The 16,737-nt window shown below is 35.2% G+C and carries 16 protein-coding genes; 13 read left to right on the forward strand and 3 right to left on the reverse strand.

The features are described 5' to 3' along the window. Positions 1-105: 105 nt before the first annotated feature. The 3 genes from recG to FNJ88_RS00645 all read left to right on the forward strand — a co-directional run bounded on the left by recG (position 106) and on the right by FNJ88_RS00645 (position 4,943). Complete coding sequence (recG, locus tag FNJ88_RS00635; protein WP_143851240.1) at positions 106-2,196, forward strand: ATP-dependent DNA helicase RecG; 2,091 nt, start codon at positions 106-108, stop codon at positions 2,194-2,196. Positions 2,197-2,262: 66 nt separating this feature from the next. Continuing rightward, entirely contained in the window at positions 2,263-4,704 is a 2,442-nt protein-coding gene (locus FNJ88_RS00640; RefSeq protein WP_143851241.1) for a DUF5686 family protein, read from the forward strand. Positions 4,705-4,706: 2 nt separating this feature from the next. Beyond that, positions 4,707-4,943 carry a hypothetical protein gene (locus FNJ88_RS00645; protein WP_143851242.1) on the forward strand — a complete coding sequence of 79 codons (237 nt, stop codon included), beginning with the start codon at positions 4,707-4,709 and terminating at the stop codon, positions 4,941-4,943. A 161-nt stretch (positions 4,944-5,104) separates the two neighbouring features. On the opposite strand, the gene folP is transcribed toward FNJ88_RS00645, so the two are convergent. Then, entirely contained in the window at positions 5,105-5,962 is an 858-nt protein-coding gene (gene folP / locus FNJ88_RS00650) for a dihydropteroate synthase (protein ID WP_228414540.1), read from the reverse strand. Between the two features lie 80 nt (positions 5,963-6,042). Between folP and FNJ88_RS00655 the strand changes: the two genes are divergently transcribed. The 4 genes from FNJ88_RS00655 to tpiA are packed head-to-tail and all read left to right on the forward strand — an operon-like array spanning position 6,043 to position 8,855. After that, positions 6,043-6,585, forward strand: coding sequence for a DUF1599 domain-containing protein (locus FNJ88_RS00655; protein WP_143851243.1), 543 nt, complete (start codon positions 6,043-6,045; stop codon positions 6,583-6,585). Positions 6,586-6,611: 26 nt separating this feature from the next. Next, positions 6,612-7,706, forward strand: a complete 1,095-nt coding sequence (locus tag FNJ88_RS00660) for a BT_3928 family protein (protein ID WP_143851244.1) — start codon at positions 6,612-6,614, stop codon at positions 7,704-7,706. Between the two features lie 6 nt (positions 7,707-7,712). Continuing rightward, positions 7,713-8,081, forward strand: a complete 369-nt coding sequence (locus FNJ88_RS00665) for a TerB family tellurite resistance protein (RefSeq protein WP_143851245.1) — start codon at positions 7,713-7,715, stop codon at positions 8,079-8,081. A 12-nt stretch (positions 8,082-8,093) separates the two neighbouring features. Further along, complete coding sequence (gene tpiA / locus FNJ88_RS00670; RefSeq protein WP_143851246.1) at positions 8,094-8,855, forward strand: triose-phosphate isomerase; 762 nt, start codon at positions 8,094-8,096, stop codon at positions 8,853-8,855. Positions 8,856-8,925: 70 nt separating this feature from the next. Here tpiA and clpP read toward each other — a convergent pair whose 3' ends face one another. Together clpP and dnaG are read right to left on the reverse strand one after the other, a co-directional pair. Further along, positions 8,926-9,612 carry an ATP-dependent Clp endopeptidase proteolytic subunit ClpP gene (gene clpP / locus FNJ88_RS00675; RefSeq protein ID WP_143851247.1) on the reverse strand — a complete coding sequence of 229 codons (687 nt, stop codon included), beginning with the start codon at positions 9,610-9,612 and terminating at the stop codon, positions 8,926-8,928. Between the two features lie 24 nt (positions 9,613-9,636). Next, entirely contained in the window at positions 9,637-11,613 is a 1,977-nt protein-coding gene (gene dnaG / locus FNJ88_RS00680; RefSeq protein WP_143851248.1) for a DNA primase, read from the reverse strand. Between the two features lie 126 nt (positions 11,614-11,739). On the opposite strand from dnaG, the gene FNJ88_RS00685 reads away from it, so the two are divergent. The 6 genes from FNJ88_RS00685 to FNJ88_RS00710 all read left to right on the forward strand — a co-directional run bounded on the left by FNJ88_RS00685 (position 11,740) and on the right by FNJ88_RS00710 (position 16,707). Next, positions 11,740-12,744 (forward strand): isoaspartyl peptidase/L-asparaginase family protein, encoded by a 1,005-nt coding sequence (locus FNJ88_RS00685; RefSeq protein WP_143851249.1) that lies wholly within the window; start codon positions 11,740-11,742, stop codon positions 12,742-12,744. 2 nt (positions 12,745-12,746) lie between these two features. Next, complete coding sequence (tsaE, locus tag FNJ88_RS00690; protein WP_143851250.1) at positions 12,747-13,154, forward strand: tRNA (adenosine(37)-N6)-threonylcarbamoyltransferase complex ATPase subunit type 1 TsaE; 408 nt, start codon at positions 12,747-12,749, stop codon at positions 13,152-13,154. 84 nt (positions 13,155-13,238) lie between these two features. Further along, the gene (locus tag FNJ88_RS00695; protein ID WP_143851251.1) at positions 13,239-14,432 is read left to right on the forward strand and encodes an alanine dehydrogenase; all 1,194 of its coding nucleotides are present in this window, start codon (positions 13,239-13,241) and stop codon (positions 14,430-14,432) included. After that, entirely contained in the window at positions 14,433-14,804 is a 372-nt protein-coding gene (locus FNJ88_RS00700; RefSeq protein ID WP_143851252.1) for a hypothetical protein, read from the forward strand. It begins immediately after the preceding gene. A 25-nt stretch (positions 14,805-14,829) separates the two neighbouring features. After that, entirely contained in the window at positions 14,830-15,672 is an 843-nt protein-coding gene (locus tag FNJ88_RS00705) for a prephenate dehydrogenase (RefSeq protein ID WP_143851253.1), read from the forward strand. Positions 15,673-15,783: 111 nt separating this feature from the next. Continuing rightward, entirely contained in the window at positions 15,784-16,707 is a 924-nt protein-coding gene (locus FNJ88_RS00710) for an ABC transporter ATP-binding protein (RefSeq protein WP_143851254.1), read from the forward strand. Positions 16,708-16,737: the final 30 nt, after the last annotated feature.

Below are 16,737 nucleotides of genomic sequence, written 5' to 3' on the forward strand. Positions count from 1 at the left end.
TGCTGAATTTGTAGTAATAAAATAGAAGACTTTCAACAATTTTTGGAAGTCTTTCTTATTTTAGCGAAATTCGCTCCTGAATTATAAGACATCAATTACCTCAATTTGAATTTAGAAACTTCCATAGAATTTTTAAAGGGAATCGGGCCCGAACGAGCTAAATTCATTACTAATGTTTTGGGCTTTTCAACAGTAGAAGATTTCTTGACATTTTATCCACTCCGTTATATCGATAAGAGTAAATTATATAAAATTGGAGAGTTGAAAGCTGAATCAGAGTCTGAAATTCAGTTTAAGGGGAAAATAACAGATATCCAGGAGGTAGCTTATGGCAAAGGTCAAAAAAGACTAACAGCAAAATTCCGTGATGATTCGGGGACAGTGGAGCTGGTTTGGTTTCGGTATTCAAAATGGATGAAAGAGCAACTTCCTTTAAACCAGGAGATCTATATCTTTGGAAAAGTCAACGAGTTTAATGGATTATTTTCAATGCCTCATCCAGAAATTGAAATTGATGAAAAAAAAGCACTCTCAGAAAGTCTTTTACCCATTTACCCCGGAAGTGAAAAACTTTCCAAAAGAGGTCTTAACAATAAATTCTTTCAAACGGTTATCGCAGACATTCTAAAACATCTACCAAATTTAGTTAATGAAAATCTTCCCGATACCCTAATGAAGAGCCTCAATCTGATAGGAAGAATTCCTTCTTTATATCATATCCATTTTCCTAAGGATTTAAATCATTTTCAACATGCAGAAAAAAGAGTAAAGTTTGAAGAAGCATTTTTCTTTCAGTTAGGTTTTGGTTTAAAAAAGCAGCATCACAAAGCATCCGTTGTGGGAAATCCTTTCCCAAAAATCGGTGACTATTTTACAAATTTCTATGAGCATTCAATTCCTTTTGAACTCACAAATGCACAAAAGAGAGTTTTAAAAGAAATACGAAATGATATGAAAAAGCCTATTCAAATGAACAGGCTTCTTCAAGGAGATGTTGGTTCTGGAAAAACGATGGTAGCACTTCTATCGATGTTAATCGCTATGGACAATGACTTTCAAAGTTGTTTGATGGCTCCTACAGAAATTTTGGCCCAACAGCACTTTCAATCGATTCTAGAACTTTTAGCCGGAACAGATATTAAAGTTCGTTTGTTGACGGGATCTACGAAGACTTCAGATCGGAAGGTTATTCACAAAGAGCTTCTCGATGGTGAACTTTCTATTCTGATAGGCACCCACGCTGTTCTGGAGGATATTGTGAAATTTAAAAATCTAGGACTGGCCATTATTGATGAACAGCACCGTTTCGGCGTAGCTCAAAGAGCAAGATTATGGGCAAAAAACACGATTCCACCGCATATTCTGGTAATGACCGCAACTCCAATTCCTCGGACTTTAGCGATGAGTTTTTATAGTGATCTAGATGTTTCTGTAATTGACGAGTTACCAATTGGAAGAAAACCCATTATTACAGCGCATAGAAGAGAGAAAGACCGTCTCACACTTTTCCGCTTTGCAAAAGAGGAGATTGAAAAAGGCCGTCAGGTTTACTTTGTTTATCCTTTGATTGAAGAATCAGAAACTTTAGATTATAAAAATTTACTGGAAAACTTCGACCATATTCTGGAATTTTATGAAGGTTTTAATGTAACTATGCTTCATGGCAGAATGAAACCAGCAGAAAAAGAAGTTGCAATGCAGTATTTCGCTTCGGGAAAAGCACATATTATGGTTGCAACAACGGTAATCGAAGTAGGTGTAAATGTTCCAAATGCGTCTGTGATGATTATTGAGAGTGCTGAAAGATTTGGACTATCACAACTTCATCAGCTTCGTGGTCGTGTGGGTCGTGGTGCAGAACAGAGTTATTGCATTTTGGTAACTTCAGATAAACTTTCCAGTGACAGCCGAACCCGAATGAAAACGATGGTTGAAACCAATGACGGTTTTAAAATCTCGGAAGTCGATATGAAATTACGTGGTCCAGGCGATATTTTAGGCACGCAGCAAAGTGGAGTCGTGGATTTTAAAAAACTCGATTTAATCGCCGATGGAAAAATCATTAAAGTGGCAAAGTCTACGGTGGAAAATTTACTTAAGAACGATCCCCATTTGGAAAATCCTGAAAATTTTGAGTTAAGAACCTATTATGCCAAACAATATAAAGGCAAAAATAAATGGAGCCGAATATCCTAAAGAAATAAAACAATTGAATCTAGAATATTTCTTTAATTTCCCTTTTTTTGAATACTTTTGTTTACTATGAAAAATATATTCTCCTTTGTCTTTCTATTTGTTGTCTGTGGTGCGTTCGGACAATCAAAAATAACCGTTTTGAAGACGGGAGAAAGAACTCCTGTATCCAATGCATCTGTCTTTTGCAAAGGAATATTATTAGGTAAAACGAATACTGAAGGAGCTCTAAATTTTAAAACAAAATGTAAAAAAGTTGATGTTAAGGCTGCAGGTTTTTACGAGGATGAGGTCGTTGTAGACAAAGTGATGGAACTAACTCTTTCTAAAACCGATCCGAAAACACAATCTATTGAAAGTGTCGTGATCGCCGACAAAAGTGACCCAAGAGCTTTAGTCATTTTACAGAAAGTAAATGATGAGTTTAAAAATAATTCACCTCAAAGTTTAGACAGTTACTCCTTTAAATCTTATGAGAAGATCTCCTTTGATTTTGATGAAGACAGTATCAGACAATATAATCAATATCTCGATCGCCGACTTGATTCGCTAAAATTACTTCCACAAAAGGTTCAAACCGCTGAAAAGAAAAAAGATTCTTTAGAAAGTGTGAACGTGATGAAATTGATGACGCAGAGTAAACTTTTTTTATGGGAAAGAGCATCTGAATTTCTATATTCTAAAAGCTATGGTGAAAAAGTGAATATTCTTGACAATCGGATTTCTGGATTACAGCAGCCCGTTTATGAACTACTGGCACTGCGTTCTAACAGAAATAAAATCCCAAAAGAAATTAAAGCTGAAAATCGATCTTTGTACCGATTTTTTCTCACCGACACCATTGAGATTGATGGTAGAAAAAATTATGTAATCCGTTTTCGTCAGGTTGATTATCAAAAAACGATTCAAAAACGGAAGTTTAATGGATATCTCTACATCGATACCGAAACTTACGCTGTAAAGAAGATTGAGAGCAACAGTAAGAAAAAAAGCGAGGGATCAATTACCAGCATTTGGATTCCTTTAGCCAATAAATGGTTTTTAAGCAAAGAAAATTTTAAGATAAAGATGGGTTCTACTAATTTTAAACCCTCTAAAAAAGAAAACAAAACCACAGAGAAATCAACCGATAGTAAAACTAAAAAATTTGGTAACTATGTCTTTGTGATGGCAGATTACTTTGATTTTAAAACAGATGTTGAAACTAATAAAAAAGATTATTCAGGATATTCTATGTCTGTTAAAAATTCAGATGGCAGTATACTGGACCAATACCGAACAGACTCTTTATCAGCGCGTGAAAAATTGACTTACACCAAAATTGACAGCGTTGGCAAAAAATACAAATTGGATCAAAAAGTGAATGTTTTTTCGGGATTTCTTAAAGGTAAAATTCGTGTAGGTAAGGTAGATTTTGATGCATTACAATTGATCAAATACAATCAATACGAAGGTATTCGCGCGGGTGTTGGTGCTAAAATGAATGAAAAATTTAATAAATATATTTCACCGGATGCCTATCTGGCTTACGGTTTCAAGGATCATACCTGGAAATATGGAGCTGGAATTGATTTTAAAACGACGTTAGAAAAAACATCCTTTTTCCGTGCAGAATATTATAGCGATGTTGAAGCAGCCGGACGATTTAATGAAGATCTATGGAATTTCAAAATGAAAATTATGAATTCCGGAATTGATTTAAATAATGAAAAATTCTATAAATTCGATGGTTTTAAACTTTCTTATGAGAATGACCTATCAAATGCATTTACGTTAAGATTAAGTGGTAAGAAAGATCAAGAAGAAGCTAAATTTAATTACAACTATAAAAATTTGGGTAGCCAATTTCAAAACTTCGCTACGCAGTTGACTCTTAAATACGCCCCGAATTCCAAAAACATGATGACACCATCGGGGAAACTAACCTACGAGCAGAATTATCCAGAATTCTATTTCAACTATGAGCAGGGAATAAAGGCTTTAGGTGGAGATTTCAGTTTCAGTAGATTTGATTTTTTAGCTCAACATCAATTTAAGACCAAAGCAGGCGTAACCGGTGTTCGGGTATACACAGGTTTAGTAAGCGGAGATGCTCCAATTTGGCATCAGTTTGCAATCAATGGGTTAGGCAAAGGAGAAAGTACATGGAATTTCAATTTCACCTCTTATTTGGGCTTTGCAACAATGGAAGGTGGTAAATATTATAACGACAAATTTATCGGGTATTATTTCACCCATAGAATACCATATTACTTCCGTACTTTTGGGAAAACAACATCAAGTTTCGACGTGGTTTATAAAGGAATAATTGGCGATATGAAAAATCCGCAGGATCACCAGTTTCAATTTCAAAAGCTAGATCATTTGTACCAGGAAATTGGCTTAGAAACCAATAATTTTTTGGGAACTCCGTTTAATTTAGGATTCTTTTATAGGGTTGGGTACTACTCCACTCCAATCTTCAAAGACAATTTCGCCATACAATTAAAACTCAACTTTTTAGGATTTTAATAATGAAAAATATTCAGATTAAAGCTAGTTCATTTTTTGAATTATTGAAAATGAAAGATACTTCTATGTGGGAAATTTTTGCCCAAATGATCGATGGCGAAGAAAAAGAAATTATATTTCTCGATGATGAAGAAAAGATCCTTTTCAATTATTTCCTGCCAGATAACTTAGAAAAACTTGACAATGACCGGAAGCAGTTCGCAGAAGAATATTCAGAAAAATTATCTGGATTGAATTAGACTATTTAAGGTTATCATAAAAGAAGTAAAAGTTTAATAAAAGTAAGCATACTAATAGGCACGCATTAGTTGTTGGAATTGCAGCTTTTATAATTCATTATGTTTGCAAGGTCTTTTGGTTGTTTCCATATTAGAAATAAAAATGAGCATTTTTATTCTTTTTAAGTCTCTAAAAATAAATCAATCGTTTTTTTCGTTGAGAAAACATCGTGAACACGCAAAATTTTCGCTCCTTTCTCCAGCACTTTTAAATGGATTTTCTGCGTTTCTTCTTCAATATCTAAAGCTGATTTTCCTAAAGGTTTGTAGATAAAAGATTTTCTGGAAATACCAATTAACAGCGGATATTGACCAAATGAGAGCGTTTCTAACTCATCAATCATTTGGTGTTGCTGCGCTACCGTCTTACCAAATCCAAAACCAGGATCCAGAATAATATCTTTCACTCCAAAACTTCTTAACTGTTGGATTTTTTCAGAAAAATAATAATTGATATTAAGAATAATATCCTGATCGATTAACTTCTCATGCATCAAATCATAAGTAGGATTTACATGCATTAAAATATAAGGCAGCCCTGTACTGGCAACCATTTCAAACATTTTATGGTCATAATTTCCACCTGAAACATCGTTAACGAGGTCAATTCCTTCTTCAAAACCATACTTTACCGTGTCTGAATAGAAAGTATCTAAAGAAATAAGAATCTCTGGAAATGTTCTTTTAATCTTGGAAATATATTTACCAATTCGTGAAATTTCTTCTTCTGAAGATAAAAGATCTGCGTGCGGTCTGGTTGACTGCGCACCAATATCAATGATTTCCGCACCTTCATTCACCATTTTCTCCACTTGCGTTAGCGCAGCATGTTCATTGTTAAATTTTCCACCATCTGAAAACGAATCTGGCGTAAGATTAAGAATTCCCATTATTTTGGGTTTTGATAAATCAATTAAGTGGCCACGAGAGTTTAGCGTATTAAATGAAGTTAAATCAAAGTCGGAAATAGTAGTGTTCATTTCACAAAAGTACAATTCTGACGAGGATCAGACAATAACTCTCAAACGAAATTCTTATCTTTGAAAAGTTTAGAAATCTTATGCAAAAAACATCCAAACAGTTTGACGAAGTCATTGAAAGGTGCCGAAATTTATTTAGCAACAAGCTGAGCGATTATGGTGCTTCGTTTCGGGTTTTACGAACTTCTTCGCTAACCGACCAAATTTTCATTAAAGTTAAAAGCTTACGAAATTTTCAGACCACGGGAGTCTCAAAAGTTGGCGAAACAGAGGAAGAAAATTTCATCGCTATTGTAAACTACTCTATTATCGGCTTAATACAGTTAGAAAAAGGTTTTGCAGATGATTTCAAACAGGATAATACCGAAATCCTGAGTTTATACGATCGTTATGCTCATGACGCTAAAGAGCTTATGCTTAGAAAGAATCATGATTATGGTGAAGCTTGGCGTGAGATGAGAATTTCCTCAATTACCGATTTGATTTACCAAAAAGTCCTAAGAACTAAACAGATAGAAGATAATGCCGGGGCCACTTTAGTATCCGAAGGAATCGATGCTAATTATTTCGACATGTTGAATTATGCCGTATTCTGTCTGATTAAATTTTCGGAGGAACATTAAGTATTTAAACCAAAATTCATTTAAAAATGATTAAAAATATACTGCGAATTATTATTGCACTCGTTTTTATTGCTTCAGGCTTTGTAAAAGCAGTAGATGTGGTTGGATTCTCATTTAAATTAGAAGAATATTTCTCACCATCCGTGTTTAATATCCCGTTTCTAGAAAAGCAAGCGCTTATAATAGCGGTGATCGTGGTGGCCTTTGAATTAATTTTTGGATTTTTTCTATTATTAAAAACTCAGTTGAAATTCACCCTTTCGATCTTAATCGCACTGTGTGTTTTCTTCGCTTTTCTAACATTTTATTCAGCTTATTTCAATGTAGTTACCGATTGTGGATGCTTTGGTGATGCTATGAAATTGGAACCTTGGCAAAGTTTCTGGAAAGACATTTTTCTATTGGCAGGTTTGCTTCTCATCTATTTTCTTTACAGAAATAATTTTGATCAAGCAGAAGAAAAAACAAAATTTAAGAAATACCTTTCTACTTTTGCTTTTATAACGATGGTTTTCATTATTAATTGGGGTATTACCCATGAACCCGTAATTGACTTTAGAGATTATAAAATTGGGACAGATCTAAATATAGAGAAGCAAAATATTGCCAAAAACCCTTCTGAATTTAAGACCTATTATTCAGTTAAAAATAAAAAATCAGGCGAAGTGCTGGAAGTAAACCAGGACGATTATGTTAATGAAAAAAAATATTGGGAAGAAAGCTCTCCATGGGAAATTGAAGAAGGAAAGACCACTTCAAAATTAATCAAACAAGGTTACCAATCGGAAATTTCTAAATTCAAACCCGAAACTGTAGAAGGTGTTGATCTAACTGAAGACATTTTAAAAGCGCCAAAATCAATTCTTATATTTTGTTACAAACCTCAAGATGCAAACATCAATGTTTTAGCACAGGCAGAAGCAAAGTTGAGTCAGGAAAAACATGCACTCATATTGGGTATCTCAACAAATCCAAATACCTTTAAGACTATCAATAATGCATTGATGGACGGTACAGCAATTAAAACGATTGCGCGAAGTAATCCTTTTGTTCTTACCTTGCAACGTGGGAAAATAGTGGACAAACGCTCTGCTGAAGATTATATAAAACAAAAAAATTAAACGATAATGAATCAAAATCAACACAAATCCAACAAATCAATCGCAGGATATCATCTATTGATGATTCTTTCTGCTGTTGATGGTGAATTTTCGCCAGAAGAAGGATTACTTATACAACACTACCTTGCAGAGGAATTTCCGTTCAAAATTAATTTGGACAACGAACTGGATGCGATTGCTGTTTTGCAGCCAGAGGAATGGAAAGATCACTTTGAATTTCACGCACGCTGTTTCTTAGAAGATTCTACTGAGCAGGAAAGAAAGTCGTTCTTAAAATTTGCAAAAACACTCATTAAAGCTGATGATGAAGTGACTGATCGTGAGCACGATTTCTATATGCTTCTAAAACACTGTTGGAACTCTATTAATAAATAAAAGTATTTGAAAATGAGAAAAAATATCGTTGCAGGAAACTGGAAGATGAATAAAAATGTGATTGAAGCACAACAACTGATGCTTCAACTGCTGACTTACAAAAAAAACAACACCACTAATTGCGAAGTTTGGATCGCTCCACCATCACTCTATCTATTAATGGCCAAAGATCTTTATGAATTTAATGAAGTAGGGGTTTTTTCACAGGACATGAGTGAACATGAAAGTGGTGCCTATACAGGAGAAATCTCCGCAGCCATGCTGAAATCGATTGCGGCAAGTGGTGCAATTATTGGGCATTCTGAAAGAAGACTGTACCACGGCGAGACAGATTCTCACTGTAACAGAAAAGTGAAATTAGCACTTGACAATGGTCTTACCCCTATTTATTGTAATGGGGAAACATTGGAGCAAAGGAAAGCAGGTAAGCATCTGGAGGTGGTGAAAAATCAAACAGAAACAGCACTTTTTACTTTGACTGCGGAAGAAATTCAAAAAGTAGTCATAGCTTATGAACCAGTTTGGGCAATCGGAACGGGCGAAACGGCTTCTCCAGAACAAGCACAGGAAATCCATGCGCACATCAGGAGCTTAATTGCAGATAAATATGGAAAAGAAGTTGCTGATGAAATTTCGATTCTATACGGAGGATCAGTGAAACCTGACAATGCCAAAGAAATATTCTCTCAACCTGATATAGACGGTGGTTTGATTGGCGGGGCAGCTTTAAAAATCGAAGATTTCTCAAAAATTATTGAAGGATTTAATTCTTAAAATTTTCTTTCCAACATAAAAAATGCGTCTCGATCAAGAGACGCATTTTTATTTTACATTAGAAAGGAAATTATTTCTTTTCTACTTTTCTTTGTAGAACTTCATCAACCATTCCATAATCTTTAGCTTCTGAAGAAGTCATCCAATAATCTCTATCTGATGCTTTTTCTACCCATTCATAGGTCTGTCCAGAATGCTCAGAGATGATATCGTACAATTCTTTTTTAAGCTTAAGCATTTCACGTAAATTGATTTCCATATCAGAAGCAACACCTTGCGCACCACCACTTGGTTGATGAATCATTACTCTAGAATGTTTTAAGGCAGAACGTTTTCCTTTTTCACCTGCAACTAAAAGAACTGCACCCATTGAAGCTGCAATTCCTGTGCAGATCGTTGCAACATCCGGCTTGATAATCTGCATGGTATCATAAATTCCTAATCCTGCATAAACACTACCTCCAGGAGAGTTGATGTAAATTTGAATGTCTTTCGAAGCATCAGAACTTTCTAAGAAAAGCAACTGTGCAGTAACAATATTAGCAACCTGATCATCGATGCCTGTTCCTAGGAATATAATTCGGTCCATCATCAACCTCGAAAAAACGTCCATCTGCGCAACGTTCATTCTTCTTTCTTCCATAATATACGGCGTAAGGTTTGTTGGTCCATACATTCCCATATATTGATCTGTAGCTAAGCCACTGTTTCCTAGATGTTTTACAGAGAAATCTCTAAAATCTTTTTTAATATCCATTATCTATTTTTTTCGTTATCTAAATTACAATTTCTGTTCCTTAAAAAAATTATGCCCTTTTGTCAGTTGTCGGTTTAATCTCTTATTAATTTCATTCAGTAAACTCTTCAAAACCATAATCTTTTTTACGGATTCGTAATATTCATTCTGGTCATTATCCCGTAATGAATCAAGTTTTCTAACAATATCATAAATCAACTTTTCAACAAAGTGACTTTTATGAATCAGGATATCATCTTCAATTTCGGCCTCGAGTTTCTCACCTGGTTTTGGCGGAAAAATATTGCTTTTTTCCCAGTTACTTAATTCGTCATCTTCAAGGATTGCATCGGAAACTTTCAATACAATACTTTCATCCATTAAAGTTAAGAAAAAATTACTTTGAATAATCTCGTTATTAGCCAATCCATTTTTCAATTCATGAATAATCTTCTCATTGATCGGAGATTGAGGTTCATACTCATCTTCATTAAAGTGGTTAATGATCTCCTCGATTACCGTAATTTTAAAAGGCTGATTATCTTCATCCGTTTTTTCCAAAACCCGGTCACCAAAATTAAGCATATGTTTCACCAATTTTTCCTCTAATTCCAATAATGGATTCACGGAGATTGTACTCAAAGGAACTATTTCAAGTTTTGGTCTGACTTGAGGTTCATCTCGCTGTTGAGGAGTAAATTGCTTATTTTGAATTTGTTTCTGAACATTCAATTCATTAAAAAGTGACTGCTCTGAAAGTCCAAATTTAGAAGCAACCTCTTTCAGATAAACCTCCTGTTTTAGCGCATTCTTTACAAACGCTACCGACTTTACAATGTCTCGAATTGCCTCTGCCTTTTTTATTGGATCATCTCCGGCTTCTTTTAATAAAATTTCAGCCTTGAAATCGATGAAATCTTTGGCTTGCGTTTTAATAAAATTTTCCACATAATCCTGCGGATGTTTTCTTGAGAAAGAATCAGGATCATCACCATCAGGAAACAGCAGGATCCTAATATTCATTTCTTCTGCCAATAAGAGATCGATGCTTCTAAAACTCGCTTTAATCCCAGCGGGATCACCATCGAAAAGAATCGTTACATTTTCTGTTAGTCGCTTGATCAACTTTATTTGATCTACCGTTAAGGCCGTTCCTGAACTGGCCACTACGTTTTCAATCCCGCTTTGGTGCAGTGCAACTACATCCATATAACCTTCGACAAGCAGGCAAAGATTATTCTTTGAAATCGATTGCTTCCCTTGGCTTAAACCATAGAGAACACTCGATTTATGATAAATTTCCGTTTCCGGAGAATTCAAATATTTTGCGGTTTTTATATTATTTCTTAGAATTCTGGCACCAAAACCAAGAACACGACCAGAAAAACTATGAATAGGGAACAAAACCCGTTCACGGAACCGATCGATTCCATTCGGCGCATTTTCGGGAAAAATAGAAATACCAGATTTTTCCAAAATTTCTTTGGAATATCCTTTATCCAAAGCAAATTGCGTAAAAGCATTTCGCTGTTCCGGTGAATAACCCAGTTGAAATTTTTTGATGATGTCATCCCGAAGCTCCCGTTCTTTAAAATAGGAATATCCAATCGACCGGCCTTCCTCAGTTTCGAAAAGTTGCTCTTGAAAGAAATCGTTCGCGATCTCATGAATTTTAAACAAAAGTTCTCTGTCCGTCTGCGACTGCTTTTGCTCTTCCGTGAGTTCTCTTTTATCCTCTTCAATTTCTATCCCATACTTTTGTGCAGCATGCCGGAGCGCTTCAGGATACGTGAAATTTTCAATTTCCATAAGGAAAGAGATAGCGGTCCCTCCTTTTCCGGAAGAGAAATCTTTCCAGATTTGCTTGCTGGGTGAAACGACAAAACTCGGCGATTTCTCATCATGAAAAGGGCTTAGACCTTTAAAATTGGAGCCTGCTCTTTTCAGTTGTACATATTCACCAATGATTTCTTCTACCCGAATAGCAGAAAATATTTTATCAATAGTTTGTTTAGAAATCATTTTGTAAAAATAGGAAATATGTTTTTCTTTTCATGCGATCGAAAGATTTTATCATTTTTTTTACTCTAATATTTTAATGTGATGCTAAAATAAATTCAATAAATTTGGCAAACAATTCCATTTACAATGAAAAAACTCCTACTCGCTTCAATCGTCACTTTTTCAATGATGATATCGGCACAAAAAAAATACGTTCTTGTTATTCACGGTGGCGCTGGAACAATTCTTAAAACCAGCATGACGGAAGAAAAAGAAAATGCTTACAAAGACAAACTTAAAGACGCATTAAATGCAGGATACGCCGAACTTCAAAAAGGAAATTCTTCTGTAGATGCGGTTGCCACCTCAATTATCATGATGGAAAATTCTCCGTTATTCAATGCCGGAAAAGGAGCAGTATTTACTGCAGATGGAAAAAACGAACTCGATGCTTCGATTATGTACGGAAAAGATAAATCCGCTGGAGCAATTGCAGGAGTTCATACCATCAAAAATCCTATAAAAGCAGCGATTGCCGTTATGCAGAAATCGGAACACGTAATGCTTTCTGGCGCAGGTGCCGAAAAGTTTGCCCAAGATCAAAATCTAGAAATTGTAGATCCAAAATATTTCTGGACCAAAGACCGATGGGATGGTTTACAAAAACTTAAACAAAAGGAAAATTTGAAAACTGAAAAGAAAGTTTCTCAAAATACATTACCAGAATCTTATGAAATTGACCAGAAATTTGGGACTGTTGGCGCAGTAGCTTTAGATAAAAAAGGAAATATTGCCGCTGGAACTTCAACAGGTGGAATGACCAACAAAAAATATGGCAGAATTGGCGATGCTCCGATCATTGGTGCTGGAACGTATGCTGATTCTCAAGTGGGAATCTCCGCAACCGGTTGGGGGGAGTATTTCATTCGTGCAACTGCTGCCCGAACTGTTTCGGCCAAAATGGAATATCAAAATAAAGATATTAAAACTGCAACTCAGGAAACCATTGATGAAATTGGTAAAATGGGCGGCGATGGAGGCATGATTGCTTTAGATAAAGACGGAAATATCGCAATGCCTTTTAATACCGCCGGAATGTATCGGGGCGCTATAACTCAAGATGGCGAAATTATTATTGAAATTTATAAATAGAAATGGAATTTAAAATCGCTAAAGTTGAGGATTGGCAAACAGTAATCGACGAAATTCTACCGACAATGCAACATCATATTCTATTGCTAAAAGGAAATCTAGGGGCAGGAAAAACAACATTTACTCAATTTCTACTGAAAAATTTAGGTAGCCAAGATGAAGTCTCCTCTCCTACTTATGCCATAGTGAATGAGTATGATTCTCCCAAAGGAAATGTTTTCCACTTTGATCTATATCGTATGAATAATATGGATGAAGTTGAAGATATAGGAATTCAGGAATACCTGGACAGTGCCTTTCTCAGCATCATTGAATGGCCGGAAGTTTATGAAGAGGAGTTAGCCTATTTGCCACACCATGTTATGACTATTGAAAATGACGGCGAATATCGTCTGATCAACTATCATTAAATTTTCCTGCGTTAATAATCAAATCATTGTATCTTTGCGTACTTATTCTTTTGAATGAGACGTTTTTTTATCAAAACTTATAAAATGAGTCATACCCACGTTTTTACTCCGTTTTCTGAACAGGATCTATTGCCGAAAGAGGAGAAATTAGAAATTGTAAAAAAAGGAAAACAATTTAGTATCGGAATTCCAAAAGAAACTTGCCTAAATGAGAGAAGAACTTGTATCACTCCCGATGCAGTTCAGGTTTTAGTTGCAAGCGGACACCAAATTATTGTTGAAGCAGGTGCTGGCGAAGGTTCTTTCTTTACCGATTTACAATATTCCGAGTCGGGTGCTAAAATTACTCCCAGTCCTGATGAAGCATTTGCCCAGGATTTAGTTTTAAAAATTAATCCACCAACTACAGAAGAAATCGAAATGTTAAAGCCAAATACCTATTTGGTTTCTGCGCTACAGATCAATTTACGAGATAAAGAATATTTTAAAAAACTAGGTGAGAAAAAAATAAATGCCATCGCATTTGAATTCATTGCAGATGAGTACAAACAATTATCTTTAGTAAGATTGATCGGTGAAATTGCCGGCAGTATTTCTATCCTATATGCAGCAGAACTCCTGGCACTTTCCAACGGATTAATGTTGGGTGGCGTCACAGGTGTTCGTCCTACAGAAGTCGTTATTTTAGGAGCTGGAATTGTTGGAGAATTCGCTACAAAAGCTGCCATCGGCCTTGGAGCAAGCGTTAAAGTATTTGATAATTCACTATCAAAACTTCGTCGTTTACACATGATGGTAGATGGGCGCGTTCCTACTTCTATCATTGATCCTAAAGAATTAACAAAAAGTCTTAAAAGAGCCGATGTCGTTATTGGTGCACTGGCAAAACTAAGTAACGTTCCAATTATTACCGAAGAAATGGTAGCTGGAATGAAAAAAGGAAGCGTCATAATTGATGTTACCATAGACAATCGAAAAATGATCGAGACTTCCGAGGTTACAGACATGGAAAACCCTTACATTATCAAACATGGCGTTATTCACTGTGGTTTGCCAAATATAACGTCCAAAATGCCTCGTACGACTACAAAAGCGATTTCTAATTTCTTTCTATCCTATCTTTTAAATTATGATGATGAAGGAGGTTTTGAAAATATGCTGATCCATAAAAATGAAATGAAACAATCTCTTTATATGTATAAAGGTCGACATACCAAAAAAATGATCTGCGACCGTTTTGATCTTTCTTATCATGATATCAACCTTCTAATTTTTTAAATGAGAAAAATCAAATTCTTCTTACTGGGATTAATTCCTGGGCTTATTTTAGTATTCTTTATTCTTAACAAAAAAGGAGCAAGCTGTAGCGGTTATCTGCCTAATTCAAGAGTGATTGCGGAGACACTGTCAAAGGATTTCACTTATTCTGCCCATTTTACAGCTGAAATGGCAGCGCTGAAAATAGATGAAAAATTTCTAAAAGACAGCATTATAACGAACGGAACAATCGATTTCGAAAATAGCAATGCACAAAGAAAACCCTGTCCTAGCTATATCCTAACTTATCCGAAGAACAATCCTCGATATAAGATTGGTTTTGAGAAATGCAAGGAACAATCTAATTTTGAAAGTTTTAAAAAATTAAGATAACAAACAGTTTCAGGAATCAATAAATATGAAATTAACAATCATCGGTGTCGGTTTAATTGGTGGATCGATTGCTTTAAAATTGCGTGAGAAAAAATTTGTAGATTACGTTTTCGGCGTTGATCAAAATGAGCAGCATTTAATCGAAGCAAAAGAACTGGGCATCATTGATGAAAGTTTGTCTTTGGAAGATGCAGTTCATCAGTCAGATTTAATCATTTTGGCGATTCCCGTTGATGCTTCAAGAACATTACTGCCGACAATTTTAGATTTGGTGAATGACAACCAGACGGTAATGGATGTTGGTTCTACAAAAGCCGGAATTGTAAACGCAATACAAAATCATAAAAACAGAAGCCGTTTTGTGGCTTTTCATCCAATGTGGGGAACTGAAAACTCAGGTCCAAAATCGGCGATATCAGAAAGTTTCACAGGAAGAGCGGCTGTCATTTGTGATCGAGAAGATTCTGCGATATCGCCTTTACAAACAGTTAAAGCAGTTGCAGAAAACTTAGGCATGAATCTTCTTTATATGGATGCGGAAAGTCATGATATTCATACCGCATATATTTCCCATATCTCCCATATTACTTCTTATGCTTTAGCAAATACCGTTCTGGAAAAAGAACGAGAAGAAGACACTATTTTTCAGTTGGCCAGCTCTGGTTTTTCAAGTACCGTTCGTTTGGCAAAATCCCATCCCGAAATGTGGGTTCCTATTTTCCGACAGAATAAAGAAAATGTATTGGATGTTCTGAACGAACACATCACGCAACTCCGTAAGTTTAAATCTGCCTTGGAAAAAGATAATTATGAGTATTTGGAAGAGTTGATTCGTAATGCAAATAAAATCAGAGAAATTCTACGATAAGAATAACCTTTTATTGCTATATTGATTGATCTTATTCTTTATTATCAATCACCAAAAAAGTTTGATCTTAAAACAAAATCTTATTTAAGTGATATTTTTTTATTAGAACATATGTTTTTAGAATTAAAAAATACATCAATTGGTTATAACACGCCTTTAATTAGTGGTGTTGATACTTCATTGAAATTAGGTGAGATTTGTTTGCTGGTTGGTAATAATGGCGTGGGAAAAACCACATTAATTAAAAGTATTTTAAAACAAAACCCAGTATTAGAGGGTGAGATACTATTAAATGGAGAAAAAGTAGACGAATTATCTAATGAACAAATTGCAAGGAATATCGCCATTGTTTTTTCAAAATCCGTTATTCCAGTCAATTACACCTTAAGAGATCTTATTTCATTAGGGAAGTATATCCACTATCCTTATTATTTTGAATTGAGTCAAGAAGATCAGCAAGAAGTTGAAGATATTATCAATGATCTAAATCTAATGCAGTACCGAGATTTTCAGTTGACCCAGCTATCAGACGGAAATCTACAAAAAGCATTTATTGGTAGAGCCTTGGCACAGAATTCCCCTATGATCATATTAGATGAACCAACAACTCATCTCGACGAAGAAAACAAAATTACTATTCTTACGCTACTGCGAAAATTAGCAAAATCACACCACAAGGTGATCTTATTCTCCTCTCACGACTGGAGATTGGCCAAAGAATTCGCAGATAAAATGTGGTTTATTCATAATAAAAGTATTGATGCGGGCATCACGGAAGAAGTCCTTTTGAGAAACAACGAACTACTGAATCCCCAACTTTTCCAGTTCACGGATCAATTTATAGCTCCGGAAATATTTGCACCAGAATTGCATAAAGAAATGCTCTATTCTTTTCTGCAAAAAAACTTCCAAAAGAACCTCTCAGATCTCAAATTTGAGTTCAAAGAGACATTTTGGGTAATTTCAAAGGAACATATTCAACATAAATGTGATTCTTTTGAAGAAATGGCCCAATATATTCAAAACCTTCATTAATTCCTTATTTAATCAGTGTTTTGTAAGTAC

This window comes from Chryseobacterium sp. SNU WT5 (assembly GCF_007362475.1).
In the GTDB taxonomy this organism is placed as follows: domain Bacteria; phylum Bacteroidota; class Bacteroidia; order Flavobacteriales; family Weeksellaceae; genus Kaistella.

Bases quoted from the DNA above. Each gene is read 5' to 3' on its own strand.
- FNJ88_RS00640 (WP_143851241.1), top strand. From the start codon at position 2,263: ATGAAAAATATATTCTCCTTTGTCTTTCTATTTGTTGTCTGTGGTGCG.
- FNJ88_RS00645 (WP_143851242.1), top strand. From the start codon at position 4,707: ATGAAAAATATTCAGATTAAAGCTAGTTCATTTTTTGAATTATTGAAA.
- folP (WP_228414540.1), bottom strand. From the start codon at position 5,962: ATGAACACTACTATTTCCGACTTTGATTTAACTTCATTTAATACGCTA.
- FNJ88_RS00655 (WP_143851243.1), top strand. From the start codon at position 6,043: ATGCAAAAAACATCCAAACAGTTTGACGAAGTCATTGAAAGGTGCCGA.
- FNJ88_RS00660 (WP_143851244.1), top strand. From the start codon at position 6,612: ATGATTAAAAATATACTGCGAATTATTATTGCACTCGTTTTTATTGCT.
- FNJ88_RS00665 (WP_143851245.1), top strand. From the start codon at position 7,713: ATGAATCAAAATCAACACAAATCCAACAAATCAATCGCAGGATATCAT.
- tpiA (WP_143851246.1), top strand. From the start codon at position 8,094: ATGAGAAAAAATATCGTTGCAGGAAACTGGAAGATGAATAAAAATGTG.
- clpP (WP_143851247.1), bottom strand. From the start codon at position 9,612: ATGGATATTAAAAAAGATTTTAGAGATTTCTCTGTAAAACATCTAGGA.
- dnaG (WP_143851248.1), bottom strand. From the start codon at position 11,613: ATGATTTCTAAACAAACTATTGATAAAATATTTTCTGCTATTCGGGTA.
- FNJ88_RS00685 (WP_143851249.1), top strand. From the start codon at position 11,740: ATGAAAAAACTCCTACTCGCTTCAATCGTCACTTTTTCAATGATGATA.
- tsaE (WP_143851250.1), top strand. From the start codon at position 12,747: ATGGAATTTAAAATCGCTAAAGTTGAGGATTGGCAAACAGTAATCGAC.
- FNJ88_RS00695 (WP_143851251.1), top strand. From the start codon at position 13,239: ATGAGTCATACCCACGTTTTTACTCCGTTTTCTGAACAGGATCTATTG.
- FNJ88_RS00700 (WP_143851252.1), top strand. From the start codon at position 14,433: ATGAGAAAAATCAAATTCTTCTTACTGGGATTAATTCCTGGGCTTATT.
- FNJ88_RS00705 (WP_143851253.1), top strand. From the start codon at position 14,830: ATGAAATTAACAATCATCGGTGTCGGTTTAATTGGTGGATCGATTGCT.
- FNJ88_RS00710 (WP_143851254.1), top strand. From the start codon at position 15,784: ATGTTTTTAGAATTAAAAAATACATCAATTGGTTATAACACGCCTTTA.